The organism is Microbacterium sp. EYE_78 (genome assembly GCF_023149035.1).
Taxonomy (GTDB): domain Bacteria; phylum Actinomycetota; class Actinomycetes; order Actinomycetales; family Microbacteriaceae; genus Microbacterium.
In genome coordinates this window covers 1163778-1179841 of the sequence record NZ_JAHXMY010000002.1, presented here as the reverse complement: position 1 = coordinate 1179841, position 16064 = coordinate 1163778, and the positions used below count along the sequence as shown (strand labels likewise).

The following is a 16064-nucleotide window of genomic DNA, read 5'->3' as shown; positions in this document are numbered from 1 at the left end:
TGGGACGATGCGCCGCGGAAACTTCCAGGCAGGGACCGTCGACTACGCCGCCGTCGGAGCCACGCAGGCTCCGGACCTCATGGGCTATCCGCCGAAGGGGACCATCCCCGCGGAGGCCTCGTGGCGGCTCGGCAGCGGTCAGGACCGTTTCACCAGCTCGAGTGAGACCCTCCTCGGGTGGGGGGCGCAGCGTGGAGCGGGGTTGCTCGTGCGCGACGTGCACCCGGCACCCGGTCCCATGTACTCCGGCGTCGGCTTCGACGCCGACGGCAACGCGATCCAGCCGAGCCGCCTCGACGACGAGCAGCGCTTCGACGCCGACGGCACGCCCTTCGTCAGCGCGGGTGCGAGCGCGCACGTGAAGGGGCGGGTCGGCGGGATGCGCGCCGACGCCGAGCTGCGGGTCATCTCGGTCACCGACGAGACGCGACGGGTGGGCTTCGTCCTCGGGACGGTCGGCGGCTCCGTCGTCAGCGGCGAGGAGTCGTTCCTGCTGGAGTGGCGCGACGACGACGAAGTCTGGTTCACCGTCCGCGCCTTCGACCGGCCGACGGGATTCCTCTACCGCGTCTGGCGACCGCTGATGAAGCGCCGCCGGCGGGCGCTGTTCCAGGGTTACCACCAGGCGCTGTCGCCGATGTACGCGACCGGCTCCTGATGGGGGCCGCGCTTCCCCTCGGAGATCCCGCACCCCCCGACGGCGCCCTGCCGACCGACGTGTCGATCGACGACCGCGTCGACTTCGGCGTGTACCTTCACGTCCCGTTCTGCCGGGTGCGCTGCGGCTACTGCGACTTCAACACCTACACGGCGACCGAGCTGCGCGGAGCCCGTCAGGACGCGTACGCCGACGAGGTGCTCCGCGAGATCGACATGTCCCGTCGCGTCCTCGGCGACCGCGGGGCCCTCCGTGCCGCGCAGACGGTCTTCTTCGGAGGCGGGACGCCGACGCTCCTGCCACCGGGCGACCTGGATCGGATGCTCGCGGGCGTCCGCGATGCATTCGGACTCGCCGACGCCGCGGAGGTCACCGTCGAGGCGAACCCCGACACGATGACGGATGCCGTCGCCCAGACCCTCGCCGACGCCGGGGTCACGCGCCTGTCCATCGGCATGCAGTCCGCCGTGCCCCATGTGCTCGCGGCGCTCGACCGCACGCACGATCCGGCGAACGTCGAGACCGCCGTCACGGCGGCCCGACGCGCCGGACTGGACGTCAGCCTCGACCTCATCTACGGCGCGCCGGGGGAGTCGCTCGCGGATTGGCGCACGTCGCTCGAGACCGCGGTCGCGCTGCGCCCCGACCACGTGTCCGCCTACGCGCTCATCGTCGAGGACGGCACGAAGCTCGAGCGGCAGATCCGTCGCGGCGAGGTGCCGGCACCCGACGACGACCTGCAGGCCGACATGTACGAGCTCGCCGATGAGACCCTCGCCGCGGCCGGGTACGGATGGTACGAGGTCTCGAACTGGTCGACCTCGGCCTCGCAGCGATCGCGCCACAACCTCTCGTACTGGACGGGGCAGGACTGGTGGGGCTACGGGCCCGGTGCCCACAGCCACATCGGGGGGCTCCGCTGGTGGAACGTCAAGCATCCGGCCGCCTACGCGCAGCGCCTGGCCGCGGCGGAATCGCCGGCTGCGGGTCGTGAGCTGCCGGATGCCGAGGCTCGCCGCCTCGAGGACATCCTGCTGCGATCGCGCATCGTCGACGGCGTCGCCGTGTCCGAGGCGACGGATGCCGGGCGCCGGGCCGTGGCATCCCTCATCGCCGACGGGCTGATCGACGGGGCGTCCGCCATCGGCGGTCGGGTCGTGCTCACACGCCGAGGTCGCCTGCTCGCCGACGCCGTCGTCCGCGCCCTCACCGCGTGATCCGCGCGGATCGCTCGACGCGCGGTAGAATTGGCACTCAGACTTCGAGAGTGCCAGCGGAGGAGGGGTGATGGTCTCGGAACGCGGACTGCAGGTGCTGCGGGCGATCGTCCAGGACTACGTGGACACGCGCGAGCCCGTCGGCAGCAAGGCGATCGTCGATCGGCATCAGTTCGGCGTGTCCGCCGCCACGATCCGCAACGACATGGCGCTGCTGGAGGACGAGGAGCTCATCGCCGCACCCCACACGTCGTCCGGTCGCGTGCCCACGGACAAGGGGTACCGCGTCTTCGTGGACCACCTGGCGGAGGTGCGTCCGCTGACCTCCGCGCAGCGCTCCGCGATCGGCTCGTTCCTCGAGGACACCGGTGACCTCGACGATCTGCTCGTACGCACCGTCCGGACCCTCACGCGCCTGACGGGGCAGGTCGCGATCGTGCAGTACCCGTCGTTCGCGCGCGCGAACATCTCGCACGTCGAGGTCGTCCACCTCGGCGGCACGCGGGTCGTCATCATCGTCGTGACCGACACCGGCAGGGTCTCGCAGCGCGTCGCCTTCCTCACCACGGAGCCCGACGTCGAGGAGGCGGGGCAGCTCAAGCTCGCGATGGCGGCCCTGCTGACCGGCAAGAGCGTGCGGGACGGCGCCGCCGCGATCGCCCGGATGCTCGAGGACCCGCCCGCCGGCGGGCGCGAGGACAACGCCCGGATCGTCCTCCGGGCGATCGGCGAGGAACTGGACGAATTCCGGCACGACCGCATGGTGATGGCGGGATCGGCGACGCTCGCTCGCCGCGAATCCGACTTCCGAGGCAGCATCTACCCACTGCTCGAGGCGATCGAGGAGCAGGTGACGCTCCTCCGCCTGATGGGCGAGATGGTCGCGGACGACCGTGGGCTGGCGACCAGCATCGGTCGCGAGAACGAGCCGTTCGGCTTGGCCGAGGCATCCGTCGTCGCGGGGGACTACGACGCCGGCGGGTCGCAGGCCCGGCTCGGCGTCCTCGGCCCGACCCGCATGGACTATCCCAGCAACCTGGCGGCCGTCCGCGCCGTCGCGCACTACTTGACGCGCCTGCTCGAAGAAGACGAGAAGGCGCGCTGATCGATCGGCCCTCGGGCCGGAGAGGTGATTGTGGCAGACCACTACGAGGTCCTGGGTGTCGCGCGCGACGCGAGCCCGGAGGAGATCAAGAAGGCGTACCGTCGTCTCGCGCGGCAGCTGCACCCGGACGTGAACCCGGGTGAGGATGCCGCCGAGCGGTTCAAGCTCGTGACGCACGCCTACGACGTCCTCAGCGACCCCGATCAGCGCCAGCGGTACGACATCGGCGGCGACGGGGGAGGCTTCGGCGGTGGCGGCGCCGGGTTCGGCGGGTTCAGCGACATCTTCGAGACCTTCTTCGGCGGGGGCGGGGGCGGGACCCGTGCGGGACGCCCGCGCTCCCGGCGCGAACGGGGTCAGGACGCCCTCGTCCGCGTCGACCTGACCCTCGGTGACGTGGTCTTCGGTGTCCACCGCGACATCGAGGTCGACACGGCGATCCTGTGCGAGACGTGCCAGGGGTCGTGCTGCCAGCCGGGCACCCAGCCCGTGACGTGCGACATCTGCCACGGCTCGGGACAGGTGCAGCGCACGGTTCGGAGCCTGCTCGGCAACGTCGTCACCTCGCAGCCGTGCACCACCTGCCAGGGGTACGGGACGACCATCCCCTACCCGTGCTCGACGTGTCAGGGGCAGGGCCGCGTGCGCTCGCGCCGCACCGTCTCGATCGACATCCCCGCGGGCGTCGAGACCGGGCTGCGACTGCAGCTCCCGGGCTCCGGCGAGGTCGGGCCCGCAGGCGGACCGAACGGCGACCTGTACCTCGAGGTCACCGTCGCGCCGCACGACGTGTTCAGCCGCGACGGCGACGATCTCCTCGCGACCCTCGAGGTCTCGATGATCGACGCCATCCTCGGCACGAGCGTCACGATCGACTCCCTCGACGGCAAGGTCGACCTCGAGCTGCGCTCGGGGGTCCAGGCGGGCGACGAGCTCACGATCCGCGGGCGAGGCATCACGCCGCTGCGCGGCGACCAGCGCGGCGACCTCCGCGTGGGGGTCCAGGTGGTCACGCCTTCGCACCTCGACCCGAAGGCCAAGGCGCTGGTCCAGGAGCTCGCCAAGCGGACGAAGCCCGCACCCCCGCACCTGGCCGAGTTCCACCCGGGCCTGTTCTCCAAGCTCCGCGGCAAGTTCAAGCGCTGATCATGGCGCTGCACTTCCTCACCGGCGATGCGACCGCCGCCCGGCCGGGCGACACGGTCACTCTCACGGGCGCCGAGGCGCACCACGCCGCGGCGGTCCGCCGCATCCGCGTCGGTGAGGACGTGACCGTCGGCGACGGTCGCGGCGCGTGGCTGAGTGGCACGGTCGCATCCGTCGCGCCGAAGGAGGTCACCCTCGAGGTCACCTCACGTGCGGACGTCCCCGCGCCCTCGCCGCGCACCGTCCTCGTCCAGGCGCTCGCGAAGGGCGATCGGGACGAGCTCGCGGTCCAGGCGGCGACCGAGCTCGGCGTGGACGCGATCGTGCCGTGGCAGTCCGGCCGCAGTGTCTCGCGGTGGGACGGCCCGAAGGTCGCGAAAGGTGTGGCGCGGTGGGAGACCATCGCGCGGGAGGCGGCGAAGCAGGCCCACCGAGCCTGGCTCGCCGACATCGAGCAGCCCTCGAGCACGCGGGACCTGGCGGCGAGGGCGGGGAGCGCCCGGATGCTGGTGCTCGAACCGACGGCATCCCTCGCCCTCACGGCGGTCGACCTGGATCCTGCCGACGACCGGGACGTCGTGCTCGTGGTCGGCCCCGAGGGCGGCATCGCGCCCGAGGAGCTCGACGCGCTTGGCGCGGCGGGGGCGACCCTCGTCCGTCTCGGCGACACAGTCCTGCGCACCTCCACGGCGGGACCGGTCGCGCTCGCCCTCGTGAACGCCGCCCTCTCGCGCTGGTAGGCGGACAGGCCCGGCTCGCTGCGGGACCCGCTGACTAGACTGAAGGGATGAGCGACGCATCGGTGTTCACCCGCATCCTCCGGGGTGAGATCCCCTCCGAGATCATCGCCGAGACCGACAGCGCGTTCGCGATCCGCGACATCGCCCCGAAGGCGCCGGTCCACCTGCTCGTCATCCCCAAGACCGAGCAGTACCGCAACGTCGTCGAGCTCGCCGCGGGGGACCCCGACCTGCTCGCCGAGGTCGTGGGACTCGCGAACTCCGTCGCCGCCGAGCACGCGGGCGGCGACTTCAGACTCATCTTCAACACCGGCCCCGGGGCGGGCCAGACCGTCTTTCACGTGCACGCGCACGTGCTCGGCGGCGGACTCACGGAAGGAAGCCTCGGTGACTGACGAACGCGAACCCACCGTCGCCCGCATCTACGCAGACGGCGTCGCGATGGTGCAGCTGCTCGGGCCGCAGGACCGTCTCCTGCGAACGGTCGAGCGCGAGCACCCCGAGGTCCAGGTGCACGTCCGCGGCAACGAGATCACCCTCACCGGCGAGCAGGACGCCGTCGGCCGTGCGAAGGAACTGGTCGACGAGCTCATCGGGATGGCGCGCGCGGGGCAGGGGCTCGACCCGAGCGATGTGACCCAATCGAGCCGCATCCTCCGCGACAACAGCGGGATGCGGCCCTCCGAGGTGCTCGGTGAGGCCATCCTCTCGTCGCGCGGCAAGGTCATCCGGCCCAAGACGCTCGGTCAGAAGGAGTACGTCGACGCGATCGAGGAGAACACGATCGTCTTCGGCATCGGACCCGCGGGCACCGGCAAGACGTACCTCGCGATGGCCAAGGCCGTGCAGGCGCTGCAGCGCAAGGAGGTCAGCCGCATCATCCTGACCCGCCCCGCCGTGGAGGCGGGGGAGCGGCTGGGATTCCTTCCCGGGACGCTGACGGACAAGATCGATCCGTACCTGCGTCCGCTCTACGACGCCCTGAACGAGATGATGGACCCCGAACTCGTGCCCAAGCTCATGGCGTCGGGGACGATCGAGGTCGCCCCGCTGGCGTACATGCGCGGCCGGACGCTCAACGACTCGTTCGTCGTCCTCGACGAGGCGCAGAACACGACACCCGAGCAGATGAAGATGTTCCTGACGCGTCTCGGGTTCGGCACCCGGATGGTGGTGACGGGCGACATCACGCAGGTCGACCTCCCGCAGGGGGCGTCGGGCCTGCGACTGGTCACCCGGGTCCTGAAGGACATCGACGACATCCATTTCTCCCGCTTGACCAGCGACGACGTCGTCCGGCACACGCTCGTCGGCCGGATCGTCGACGCGTACAGCGCCTACGACGAGGAGAAGCTGGTCGCCCGCCGCGAGCGCGACGAGGCCAGCGAGTTCGCCAACCGCGCGGAGCGACGAGCGGGGCTTCGCCCCGCCGGCCCCCGCGACCGCCAGCCCAAGCGAGGACGTTCATGACCATCGAGATCACCAACGAGTCGGGTGTCGACGTCGACGAGACGGTGCTCCTGCGCCTGACCGAGCACAACCTGGCCGAGCTGCACGTGAGCCCCGATGCCGACCTCGCGATCCTCCTGGTCGACGAGGGCGCCATGGAGGCGCTCCACGTGCAGTGGATGGACGAGCCCGGGCCCACGGACGTGCTGAGCTTCCCGATGGACGAACTGCGTCCGGGAACCGACGAATCGCCGACCCCCGCCGGCCTCCTCGGCGACATCGTGCTGTGCCCGCAGGTCGCCGAGACCCAGGCGCAGGCGGCGAACCATCCGACGGTCGACGAGCTCATCCTCCTGACCACCCACGGCCTGCTCCACCTCCTCGGCTTCGATCACGCCGAGCCCGAGGAGGAGAAGGAGATGTTCGGGCTGCAGAAGGAGCTCATCGCCTCGTTCCGCGCGAGCGAGCGCCGCCGGCGCGCATGACCGAGATCCTCCTCCTCGTCGCGGCGGTCCTGCTCGTCGCGCTCGGCGGGTTGATGGCCTCGCTCGAGGCGGCACTCGACGTCACGTCGCGTGCCGACCTCGCGGACCTCGCCGACGAGGCGCGCTCGGGTGGTTCGCTCCGGCGCATCGCGGCGGATCCGGATGCCCACCGCACCGCGGTGGTCTTCATCCGCATCCTGATCGAGACGGCCGCCGCCGTGCTGGTGACGGTCGCGTTCATGCTGTTCTTCGACAACATCTGGTGGGCCATGCTCGCCGCCGTCGTCGTCATGACCGTCGCGTCCTTCGTGCTCGTCGGCGCGTCCCCCCGCGCCGTCGGTCGTCAGCACTCCAAAGGCTTCCTGCGCGTCTGCGCTCCCCTCATCCGGGCGGCACGCGTCGTGCTCGGCCCTCTCGCGCATCTGCTCGTGGTCATCGGCGATCGCCTCACCCCCGGCATCCACCGCGGTGCGTCGTTCGCGTCCGAGGAGCAGCTGCTCAGCATGGTCGACGAGGCGGCGTCGCAGGACCTGATCGAGGCCGACGACCGCGACCTCATCCACTCGGTGTTCGATTTCACCGACCGTTTCGTGCGCGCGGTGATGGTGCCCCGGACCGACATGGTGACGATGGATGCCGCGGCCACCACGCAGCAGGCCATGACGCTCTTCCTCGACAAGGGGGTGTCCCGGATCCCCGTCGCCGACGGCGAAGCCGACGACATCACCGGCGTCGTGTACCTGAAGGACCTCGTGCAGTTCGCCTACCGCGACGAGACCGCGTGGCGGGGCGTCCCCGTCGCGCAGATCGCACGGCCGGCCGTCTTCGTCCCGGAGTCGATGCGGGCCGAGACCCTGCTGCAGCAGATGAAGCGAGAGGCCGTGCACGTCTGCATGGTCGTCGACGAGTACGGCGGTGTCTCTGGGCTCGTGACCCTCGAGGACCTCATCGAGGAGCTCGTGGGCGAGATCGCCGACGAGTACGACCTGCGCTCGAGCGAGGTGTCGGACCTGGGCGGCGGCCGGTTCCGTGTGAGCACGCGACTGGCCCTGGACGAGGTCGGCGACCTGTTCGGCATCGAGCTCGAGGACGATGACGTCGACTCGATCGGCGGGCTGTTCGGCAAGGTGCTGGGCAGCGTCCCTGTGCCCGGTGCACGCGTCGAGCACAGCGGGCTCGTGCTCACCGGCGGTACCTCCCTCGGGCGGGGCCGCGGGCTGGCCACCGTGTTCGTCGAGCGTGCCGAGAGCCTCGAGGCGCTCGAGCGCGCATTCCCCGCCACCACCGGAGAGATCCGCGTCTCGCGGGGATCGGAGTGACCATGACCGACCGTTCCGGATTCGTGACGTTCGTCGGACGCCCCAACGTGGGCAAGTCCACGCTGACCAACGCCCTCGTCGGCGAGAAGGTCGCCATCACCAGCGACAAGCCGCAGACGACGCGCCGTGCGATCCGCGGCATCGTGAACCGCTCGGGCGGTCAGCTCGTGATCGTCGACACCCCCGGCATCCACAAGCCGCGGACCCTGCTGGGTCAGCGGCTGAACGACCTCGTCGAGCAGGTGCTCGGCGACGTCGACGCGATCGGGTTCCTGGTCCCGGCGACCGAGAAGGTCGGGCCCGGCGACCGCCGCATCGCGGCGTCGCTGGACGGCTACGGCCGCGCGAAGAAGATCGCGATCGTCACGAAGGTCGACATCGCGAGCCGCGACGAGATCACCGAGCGACTCATGGAGGTCGACGCGCTTCGTGAGGACTGGGACGCCGTCATCCCGCTGTCGGCGGTGACCGATGACCAGCTCGACGTCCTCGCGGACGAGCTCCTGAAGCTCATGCCGGAGGGTCCCGCGCTCTACCCCGAGGGCGTCGTCACCGACGAGAGCCTCGAGGACCGCATCGCGGAGATCATCCGCGAAGCCGCGCTCGACGGGGTGCGCGACGAGCTGCCCCACTCGATCGCCGTGACCGTCGAGGACATCAGCGCCCGGGAGGACAGCGACCTCACCGACGTCTACGCGAACATCGTGGTCGAGCGGGACAGCCAGAAGGCCATCATCATCGGCCGCAAGGGCTCCCGCCTGGCGGACGTCGGTGCCCGATCACGCGCGGGCATCGAGCCTCTCGTGGGCGGCCGGGTGTACCTCTCGCTCCATGTCCGGGTGGCCAAGGAGTGGCAGCGCGACCCGAAGCAGTTGGGCCGCCTCGGATTCTGACGGCGACGACGCCGACACGACAGGAAGGACGACGCATGGCACAGGCATGGTTCGCGACGGGGCCCGGCGGCATCGCGGAGTGGGAATTCCGCGAGGTCGAGGCGCCGGCTCCGGTCGCGGGCGAGATCACGATCCGCGTGCACGCGGCGGGCATGAACCCGGCCGACGTCAAGCACAGCGCCCGCCCGGGGGCGGAGTTCCCGGTGCCGCTCGGGTACGAGGTGTCGGGGGAGATCGCCGCGATCGGACCCGACACGGTCATCGGCTCGGGCGCTGCCTCCGTCGGCGACGAGGTCGTCGCGTTCCGGGTCACCGGCGGCTACACGACCGAGCTGACGATCCCCGCCGACAAGGCGTTCGCCAAGCCGTCGACGCTCACCCACCCCGAGGCGGCGAACCTGCTGCTCGCGGGAGCGACCGCCGCGGAGCTGCTCGAGCGGAGCGGGGCGCAGCGGGGCGACACCGTTCTCTTCCACGCCGCGTCCGGCGCCGTGGGGGTCAGCTTCCTGCAGCAGGCGGCCGTGCGGGGCATCCGGGTCGTCGGGACCGCCGGTGCGCGCAATCTCGACACCGTCCGTCGCTACGGCGGCGTCGCGATCGAGTACGGCGACGGTCTCGTGGAGCGGGCGAGGGATGCCGCAGCCGGCGCGCCGTTCGTCGCCGCGCTCGACGGCGTGGGCACCGACGAGGCCATCGCCTCGTCGCTCGAACTCGTCGAGGACCGCGCGCGGATCATCACGATCGTCCGGGCCGACCTCGTCGAGGCTGAGGGGATCGTCATGATCGGCGGGATGAAAAAGGCGAGCGCCGTCTTCCGCGACGGTGTGCGCGCGGACCTCGTCGATCTCGCAGCCCGGGGCCGCCTCGAGGTCCCCGTCGCTCGGACCTACCCGATGACCGAGGCGAAAGCCGCCGCCGACCTCCTCATGAGCGGTCACCCCGGCGGAAAGCTCGCGCTGCTGCCCTGACGTCGGTCAGTCGCCGCGGGTGCCGTGAGCGCATGCCGGGGTGTAACGTGGACGCATGCGCTCCGGCACGCTTCTCCTTCTTAGCTGCCGCGACGAGACCTCGTAGGAACAGGGCCACTCTCGTCGCGGAGCTTTCCGTGGGCCCGAAACCACGTCGACGAGAGAAGAAGCACCATCATGCGAAACACCCAGAAGCCCTCGGGCGCCCCGATCCACAAGTACCGTCCGTACCACGAGCAGATCCGGGTCGACCTGCCCGACCGCACGTGGCCGAGCAACCGCATCGAGGTCGCGCCCCGTTGGTGCGCCGTCGATCTGCGTGACGGCAACCAGGCGCTGATCGACCCGATGAGCCCCGAGCGCAAGCGGATCATGTTCGAGCTGCTCGTGAAGATGGGCTACAAGGAGATCGAGGTCGGCTTCCCGAGCGCGAGCCAGACCGACTTCGACTTCGTCCGGCAGTTGATCGACGAGGACCTCATCCCCGAGGACGTCACCATCCAGGTCCTGACGCAGGCCCGCGACCACCTGATCAAGCGCACGTACGAGTCCATCGCCGGCGCCAAGCAGGCGATCGTGCACCTGTACAACTCGACGAGCGTGCTGCAGCGCGAGGTCGTCTTCCGCACCGACCGGCAGGGCATCATCGACATCGCCCTCGAGGGTGCCCGGCTGTGCCGCGAGTACGAGAAGACGGTCCCCGAGACGACGGTCTACTACGAGTACTCGCCCGAGAGCTACACCGGCACCGAGCTCGAGTTCGCCGTCGACGTCTGCAACCAGGTGATCGAGGTCTTCGAGCCGACGCCCGAGCGCAAGGTCATCATCAACCTGCCGGCGACCGTCGAGATGGCGACGCCGAACGTCTACGCCGACTCCATCGAGTGGATGAGCCGTCACCTGGCGCACCGCGAGAACGTCATCCTGTCGCTGCACCCCCACAACGACCGCGGCACCGCGATCGCCGCGGCGGAACTCGGCTACATGGCCGGTGCCGACCGTATCGAAGGATGCCTGTTCGGCAACGGCGAGCGCACCGGCAACGTCGACCTGGTCGCCCTGGGGATCAACCTGCTGACGCAGGGCATCGATCCGCAGATCGACTTCAGCGACATCGACCACGTCAAGCGGACCGCGGAGTACTGCAACCAGCTGCCCGTCCCCGAGCGCAGCCCGTGGGCCGGCGATCTGGTGTTCACCGCGTTCAGCGGCTCGCACCAGGACGCCATCAAGAAGGGCTTCGAGGCGATGGAGGCGCGGGCGACGGCATCCGGCGTCACCGTCGACGAGATCGAGTGGGCCGTCCCGTACCTGCCGATCGACCCGAAGGACCTGGGGCGGTCGTACGAGGCGGTCATCCGCGTCAACTCGCAGTCCGGCAAGGGCGGCGTCGCCTATCTCTTGAAGTCCGACCACGCCCTGGATCTGCCGCGGAAGCTCCAGATCGAGTTCTCCGGCGTCGTGCAGGCCAAGACGGATGCCGAGGGGGGCGAGGTCTCGAGCGGCCAGATCTGGTCGATCTTCTCCGACGAGTACCTGCCCGCGGCGGCGGCCGACGAGAAGTGGGGCCGCTTCGAACTGCTCTCCACCCGCACGCAGAGCGACATGTCGGGTGACATCGCGCTCGACGTGTCGCTGCGCGACGGCGACGAGCGTGTCACAGCGACGGGATCGGGCAACGGCCCCATCGCGGCGTTCCTGCGTGTGCTCGGCGAGCGCGGCTTCGACATCTCGTTGTACGACTACGTGGAGCACACCCTCGGCGCCGGCGGCGACGCGCACGCAGCCGCCTACGTCGAGCTGCAGGTCGAGGACCAGCGCCTGTGGGGCGTCGGCATCGACGGCGACATCTCGACCGCGAGCCTCAAAGCGATCGTCTCTGCGGTGAACCGCGCCATCCGCAGCCGCGCACGCACGGGCGAGCTCGCCGGAGTCTGATCCGGCAGGGTCGCCGTCAGGGCTTGATGATCGGGATCGTCGAGGTCTCGACGGCGACCTTGCGTCGGTAGAGCGCTCGCTGTTCGGGCAGGGAGATGTCGAAGACGACGGCGAGCACGCGGATGACGGCGGTCACCGCGATGCAGGTGATCGCCGCCGGGACCGCCGCCCCGCCGATGAGGCTCATGACGGCGAGCACGGCGCATCCGACGGCGGCGGCGACGGCGTAGAGCGAGCCGACGTGCATCATGGCGACCGGCAGGCCCATGAAGACGTCGCGGAGCAGACCGCCTCCGACGGCGGCGCACGCGCCGACGAACACGGACGGGATGAGCGGCAGGCCGAGCGCCAGTGCCTTCGTCGTGCCGAGCGCGCCGAACATGCCGATGGCCACTGCGTCGAGCGCGACGATCACCGCGTTCATGCGTCGGAAGAGGTTCGCAAGCAGCATCCCGACGAGCGCTGCGGCCGTCACGGTGATGAGGTATGCGTCGCTCTGGAGGGCCACGGGCGTCGTGTTCAGCAGCAGGTCGCGGATCATGCCGCCGCCGAGCCCCATGACGACGCCGATGATTGCGACACCGAGCAGATCGAGGCGCCGCTGACCCTGGAATCCTGAGGCGAACAGCGCGCCCTGCACGCCGCCCAGGCCGACGGCGGTGAGGTCGGCCCAGAGGGGGATGAGGAACTGCGGCTCGGTCACGCCTTCATTGTGCCCGGTCGCGGGATAATCGAAGGGTGCCCACTTACCGCGACGAGGTCGTGGTCCTGCGCACCCACAAGCTGGGGGAGGCGGACCGCATCGTGACGATGCTCAGCCGCCGTCACGGCAAGGTGCGCGCCGTGGCGAAGGGCGTGCGCCGGACCTCGTCGAAGTTCGGTGCCCGGCTCGAGCCGTTCATGGTGGCCGACGTGCAGCTCTACAAGGGCCGCTCGCTCGACATCGTGCAGCAGGCGGAGTCCATCGGCGCCTACGGCGCGGACATCGCGACGGACTACGACCGGTACACCGCGGCATCCGCCATGTCAGAGACGGCGGACCGGCTGAACGAGGCCGAGACGACGCCGCAGCAGTATCTGCTGCTCGTCGGCGGGCTCCGCGCCCTGGCGCGCGGCGATCACGCCGCCCGCTCCGTGCTCGACTCGTACCTCCTGCGCGTCATGTCCCTGTCGGGATGGGCGCCGTCGCTCCGCGAGTGCGCCCGCTGCGGGGCCCCCGGTCCGCACGACTGGTTCGTGGCGCAGCTCGGCGGGATCGTCTGCGGTGCGTGCGCGCCGGCGGGCTCCCCCCGCGTCAGTCCCGAGACCGGCGACCTGCTGCGCGCCCTGCTGGCGGGCGAATGGGACGTGGTGGATGCCGCGTCGCACGGCGCGACCGCGGCATCCTCCGGTCTCATCGCCGCCTACGCGCAGTGGCACACCGAGCGCGGCATCCGTTCCCTGTCCCATCTGGAGGCGCCTCGGTGAGTCCGAAGCCGTACACGCATCGCGACGCGGTGCCCTACCGTCCGCTCGACTGGACCGGCGTGTACCCGCCGGAGTACCCGAAGGGGGCCGTGCCCGAACACGTCGCGATCGTCATGGACGGCAACGGCCGCTGGGCCAACCGGCGCGGACTCACGCGCATCGAGGGACACCGTGCGGGCGAGGAGGTCCTCCTCGACGTGGTCGCCGGCGCGATCCAGGCGGGCGTGAAGCATCTGAGCGTCTACGCCTTCTCGACCGAGAACTGGGCGCGCTCGCCCGAAGAGGTCCGCTTCCTCATGGGGTACAACCGCGACGTCCTCCACCGGCGCCGCGATCAGCTGAACGAGTGGGACGTCCGCATCCGGTGGGCGGGACGCAAGCCCCGGCTGTGGGGATCGGTCATCAAGGAGCTCCAGTACGCCGAGGAGCTCACGCGCGCCAACCGCGGCCTGACCCTGACGATGTGCGTCAACTACGGGGGACGCCACGAGATCGTCGACGCGATGCGGGCGATGGGCGAGGAGATCGCACGGGGCCGACTGAAGCCCTCGGCCATCACCGAGAAGACGCTCCGCCGCCACCTGTACGTCCCCGACATGCCCGACGTCGACCTCTTCGTCCGCTCCAGCGGCGAGCAGCGGACCTCGAACTTCCTGCTGTGGGAGGCGGCGTACGCCGAGATGGTCTTCCTCGACACCCTGTGGCCCGACTTCTCGCGCAGCGACCTGTGGGCTGCGATCGACCTCTACCTCTCCCGCGATCGCCGCTTCGGCGGTGCGAAGGACGCCCCGACCGCCTCCTGAATCACGGGGCGACCTCGGCGGCGGGACCCGCGAGCCACCGGTCGACGTCCCGCGCACGGGTGAGGCGCACGACGGGGAGATCGTAGTCGGCGCTGACGCGCGGCATCCGTTCCCGCCAGGTGCCGTGGGTCCGCATCTCCCACCGGAGGATGTGATCGGGGTCGCGGAAGACCGTCCACAGCGGGGGCTCCGTGTTGCCGTTCCACAGCGGCTCCCGGCGGATGCGGCGGCGCACCGTCCGGCGCAGCAGACGGGTCCGCGCGACCCGGCGAGGCAGATCCAGCCACACCGCGAGGTCAGCGCGCTCGCCGAGCAGCTGCCCGCCGCCCGCGCCGAAGTAGTTCCATTCGGACACCCAACGTTCGCCGCTCGCGACGCGTCGCACGTCGTCGAGGAACTCCGGTCGAGGCGTCCAGCCGGGGCCGTGGAACAGCGAGTCGAGCTCGGTGTGCTCGAGGTCCCACAGTCGCGCGAGCCGTCGCGCCAGTGTCGTCTTGCCGACCCCGGTCGTGCCTGCCACCACGACGCGGTGCGGAGAGAACCCCAGCGGATCGTCGGCCGACAGCATCCGATCAGCGTAGAGCGGATGCGGGGGAATAGACCACGGCACCCGCGGCGTTGCACGGGGTGTGACGGACGCTATCAAGATCGACGTGTGGAGTGACATCGCCTGCCCCTGGTGCTACATCGGCAAGCGGAACCTGGAGACGGGACTGGGCGAGACGGCGACGGATGCCGACGCCCCCCGTGTGGAGGTGACCTACCACTCGTACGAACTGTCGCCCGACACCCCGGTCGACTTCGACGGCACCGAGATCGAGTTCCTCTCGGAGTACAAGGGGATGCCCGCGGACCAGGTCCAGCAGATGCTCGATCGCGTCACCGGCGTCGCCGCCGACGCGGGCCTGGGGTACCGATTCGACATCCTCAAGCACACGAACACCGTGAAGGCGCACGAGCTGCTGCACTTCGCGAAGGAGCAGGGCCTGCAGAAGGAGACCACGGAGCGTCTCATGTCGGCCTACTTCACCGAAGGTCGCCACGTGGGCCGCGTCGACGACCTCGTCGACCTCGCCGCCGAGGCGGGACTCGACCGCGACGCCGCCCGCGAGGCGCTGGAGACCGGCCGCTACCTCGATGCGGTCCGCGCCGACCAGGCGCAGGCGCAGGCCTACGGCATCCAGGGCGTCCCGTTCTTCGTCATCGACGGCAAGTACGGCGTCAGCGGCGCCCAGCCCGCTGCCGCCTTCGCGCAGATCGCCCGGCAGGTGTGGTCTGAGCGCGCCGAGGCACCCGCCGCGAGCTGACGTCGTCGCAGACACGAAGGCCGCATCCCCGTTTCGGGATGCGGCCTTCGTCATCGCGGCGGGTCAGGCCAGCGCCCCCTCGATGGCGGCGATGACCTCGGGCTCGTTCGGCTTGGTCTGCGGGCGGAACCGGTGCAGCTCCCCGTCCCGGGTGACGAGGAACTTCTCGAAGTTCCACATGACGGGTCCCTTGGCGCGCTCGACGTTGGCGGTCTTCTTCAGCGCCTTGTACAGGGGGGCCGCGTGCGAGCCGTTCACGCGCACCTTGTCCATGATCGGGAACGTGATGCCCCAGTTGACGGCGCAGTAGTCGAGGATCTCCTCCATCGACCCGGGCTCCTGACCCATGAACTGGTTGCACGGGAACCCGATGACCTGCAGTCCCTGATCGCCGTACTGCTTCTGCAGCTCCTCGAGCTGCTCGTACTGGGGAGCCAGCCCGCACTTGGACGCCACGTTGACGATCAGGAACGCCTTGTCGCCGAAGTCGCCGAGTGTCGCCTCCTTCCCGTCTGCCGTCGTGAACGGGATCTCGTGCAGGGAGGGGGTCTCGGTCATGTCTCCACGAT

General features: G+C 70.3%; 18 protein-coding genes. 15 read left to right on the top strand and 3 right to left on the bottom strand.

The window, feature by feature from the left end; all coding sequences use genetic code 11:
* Positions 1-7: 7 nt before the first annotated feature.
* The 12 genes from KZX17_RS12860 (at position 8) to leuA (ending at position 11918) form a co-directional block, all read left to right on the top strand.
* Complete coding sequence (locus KZX17_RS12860) at positions 8-658, top strand: DUF1990 family protein (RefSeq protein WP_248174302.1); 651 nt, start codon at positions 8-10, stop codon at positions 656-658.
* Positions 658-1875 (top strand): radical SAM family heme chaperone HemW, encoded by a 1218-nt coding sequence (gene hemW, locus KZX17_RS12855; RefSeq protein ID WP_248174300.1) that lies wholly within the window; start codon positions 658-660, stop codon positions 1873-1875. The genes KZX17_RS12860 and hemW overlap by 1 nt, the downstream gene beginning before the upstream one ends.
* Before the next feature lie 70 nt (positions 1876-1945).
* Positions 1946-2980 carry a heat-inducible transcriptional repressor HrcA gene (gene hrcA, locus KZX17_RS12850; RefSeq protein WP_248174298.1) on the top strand — a complete coding sequence of 345 codons (1035 nt, stop codon included), beginning with the start codon at positions 1946-1948 and terminating at the stop codon, positions 2978-2980.
* Positions 2981-3010: 30 nt separating this feature from the next.
* Positions 3011-4126 (top strand): molecular chaperone DnaJ, encoded by a 1116-nt coding sequence (gene dnaJ, locus KZX17_RS12845; RefSeq protein WP_308194616.1) that lies wholly within the window; start codon positions 3011-3013, stop codon positions 4124-4126.
* Between the two features lie 2 nt (positions 4127-4128).
* Positions 4129-4866 carry a 16S rRNA (uracil(1498)-N(3))-methyltransferase gene (locus KZX17_RS12840; RefSeq protein ID WP_248174294.1) on the top strand — a complete coding sequence of 246 codons (738 nt, stop codon included), beginning with the start codon at positions 4129-4131 and terminating at the stop codon, positions 4864-4866.
* Between the two features lie 47 nt (positions 4867-4913).
* Positions 4914-5261, top strand: a complete 348-nt coding sequence (locus KZX17_RS12835) for an HIT domain-containing protein (protein WP_248174292.1) — start codon at positions 4914-4916, stop codon at positions 5259-5261.
* Between the two features lie 46 nt (positions 5262-5307).
* Complete coding sequence (locus KZX17_RS12830) at positions 5308-6336, top strand: PhoH family protein (protein ID WP_248174850.1); 1029 nt, start codon at positions 5308-5310, stop codon at positions 6334-6336.
* Entirely contained in the window at positions 6333-6800 is a 468-nt protein-coding gene (gene ybeY, locus KZX17_RS12825; protein WP_248174290.1) for an rRNA maturation RNase YbeY, read from the top strand. The genes KZX17_RS12830 and ybeY overlap by 4 nt, the downstream gene beginning before the upstream one ends.
* Entirely contained in the window at positions 6797-8119 is a 1323-nt protein-coding gene (locus KZX17_RS12820) for a hemolysin family protein (RefSeq protein WP_248174273.1), read from the top strand. Before ybeY ends, KZX17_RS12820 begins: the two co-directional genes overlap by 4 nt.
* A gap of 2 nt (positions 8120-8121) precedes the next feature.
* Positions 8122-9012, top strand: coding sequence for a GTPase Era (era, locus tag KZX17_RS12815; RefSeq protein WP_248174271.1), 891 nt, complete (start codon positions 8122-8124; stop codon positions 9010-9012).
* Positions 9013-9047: 35 nt separating this feature from the next.
* Positions 9048-9980 (top strand): NADP-dependent oxidoreductase, encoded by a 933-nt coding sequence (locus KZX17_RS12810; RefSeq protein WP_248174269.1) that lies wholly within the window; start codon positions 9048-9050, stop codon positions 9978-9980.
* Between the two features lie 177 nt (positions 9981-10157).
* Positions 10158-11918, top strand: a complete 1761-nt coding sequence (gene leuA / locus KZX17_RS12805; RefSeq protein WP_248174267.1) for a 2-isopropylmalate synthase — start codon at positions 10158-10160, stop codon at positions 11916-11918.
* Between the two features lie 16 nt (positions 11919-11934).
* On the opposite strand, the gene KZX17_RS12800 is transcribed toward leuA, so the two are convergent.
* Positions 11935-12621, bottom strand: coding sequence for a TRIC cation channel family protein (locus tag KZX17_RS12800; RefSeq protein ID WP_248174265.1), 687 nt, complete (start codon positions 12619-12621; stop codon positions 11935-11937).
* A 35-nt stretch (positions 12622-12656) separates the two neighbouring features.
* Here KZX17_RS12800 and recO point away from each other — a divergent pair, with 35 nt between their 5' ends.
* Positions 12657-13385, top strand: coding sequence for a DNA repair protein RecO (gene recO / locus KZX17_RS12795; protein ID WP_248174257.1), 729 nt, complete (start codon positions 12657-12659; stop codon positions 13383-13385).
* Positions 13382-14188: an isoprenyl transferase gene (locus KZX17_RS12790; protein WP_248174255.1), complete on the top strand. Its 807-nt coding sequence runs from the start codon at positions 13382-13384 to the stop codon at positions 14186-14188. Before recO ends, KZX17_RS12790 begins: the two co-directional genes overlap by 4 nt.
* 1 nt (position 14189) lies before the next feature.
* Here KZX17_RS12790 and KZX17_RS12785 read toward each other — a convergent pair whose 3' ends face one another.
* Positions 14190-14756, bottom strand: a complete 567-nt coding sequence (locus tag KZX17_RS12785; protein ID WP_248174253.1) for an AAA family ATPase — start codon at positions 14754-14756, stop codon at positions 14190-14192.
* A gap of 61 nt (positions 14757-14817) precedes the next feature.
* Between KZX17_RS12785 and KZX17_RS12780 the strand changes: the two genes are divergently transcribed.
* Positions 14818-15495: a DsbA family oxidoreductase gene (locus KZX17_RS12780; RefSeq protein ID WP_248174251.1), complete on the top strand. Its 678-nt coding sequence runs from the start codon at positions 14818-14820 to the stop codon at positions 15493-15495.
* Positions 15496-15558: 63 nt separating this feature from the next.
* Here KZX17_RS12780 and KZX17_RS12775 read toward each other — a convergent pair whose 3' ends face one another.
* Entirely contained in the window at positions 15559-16053 is a 495-nt protein-coding gene (locus tag KZX17_RS12775) for a glutathione peroxidase (RefSeq protein ID WP_248174249.1), read from the bottom strand.
* Positions 16054-16064: the final 11 nt, after the last annotated feature.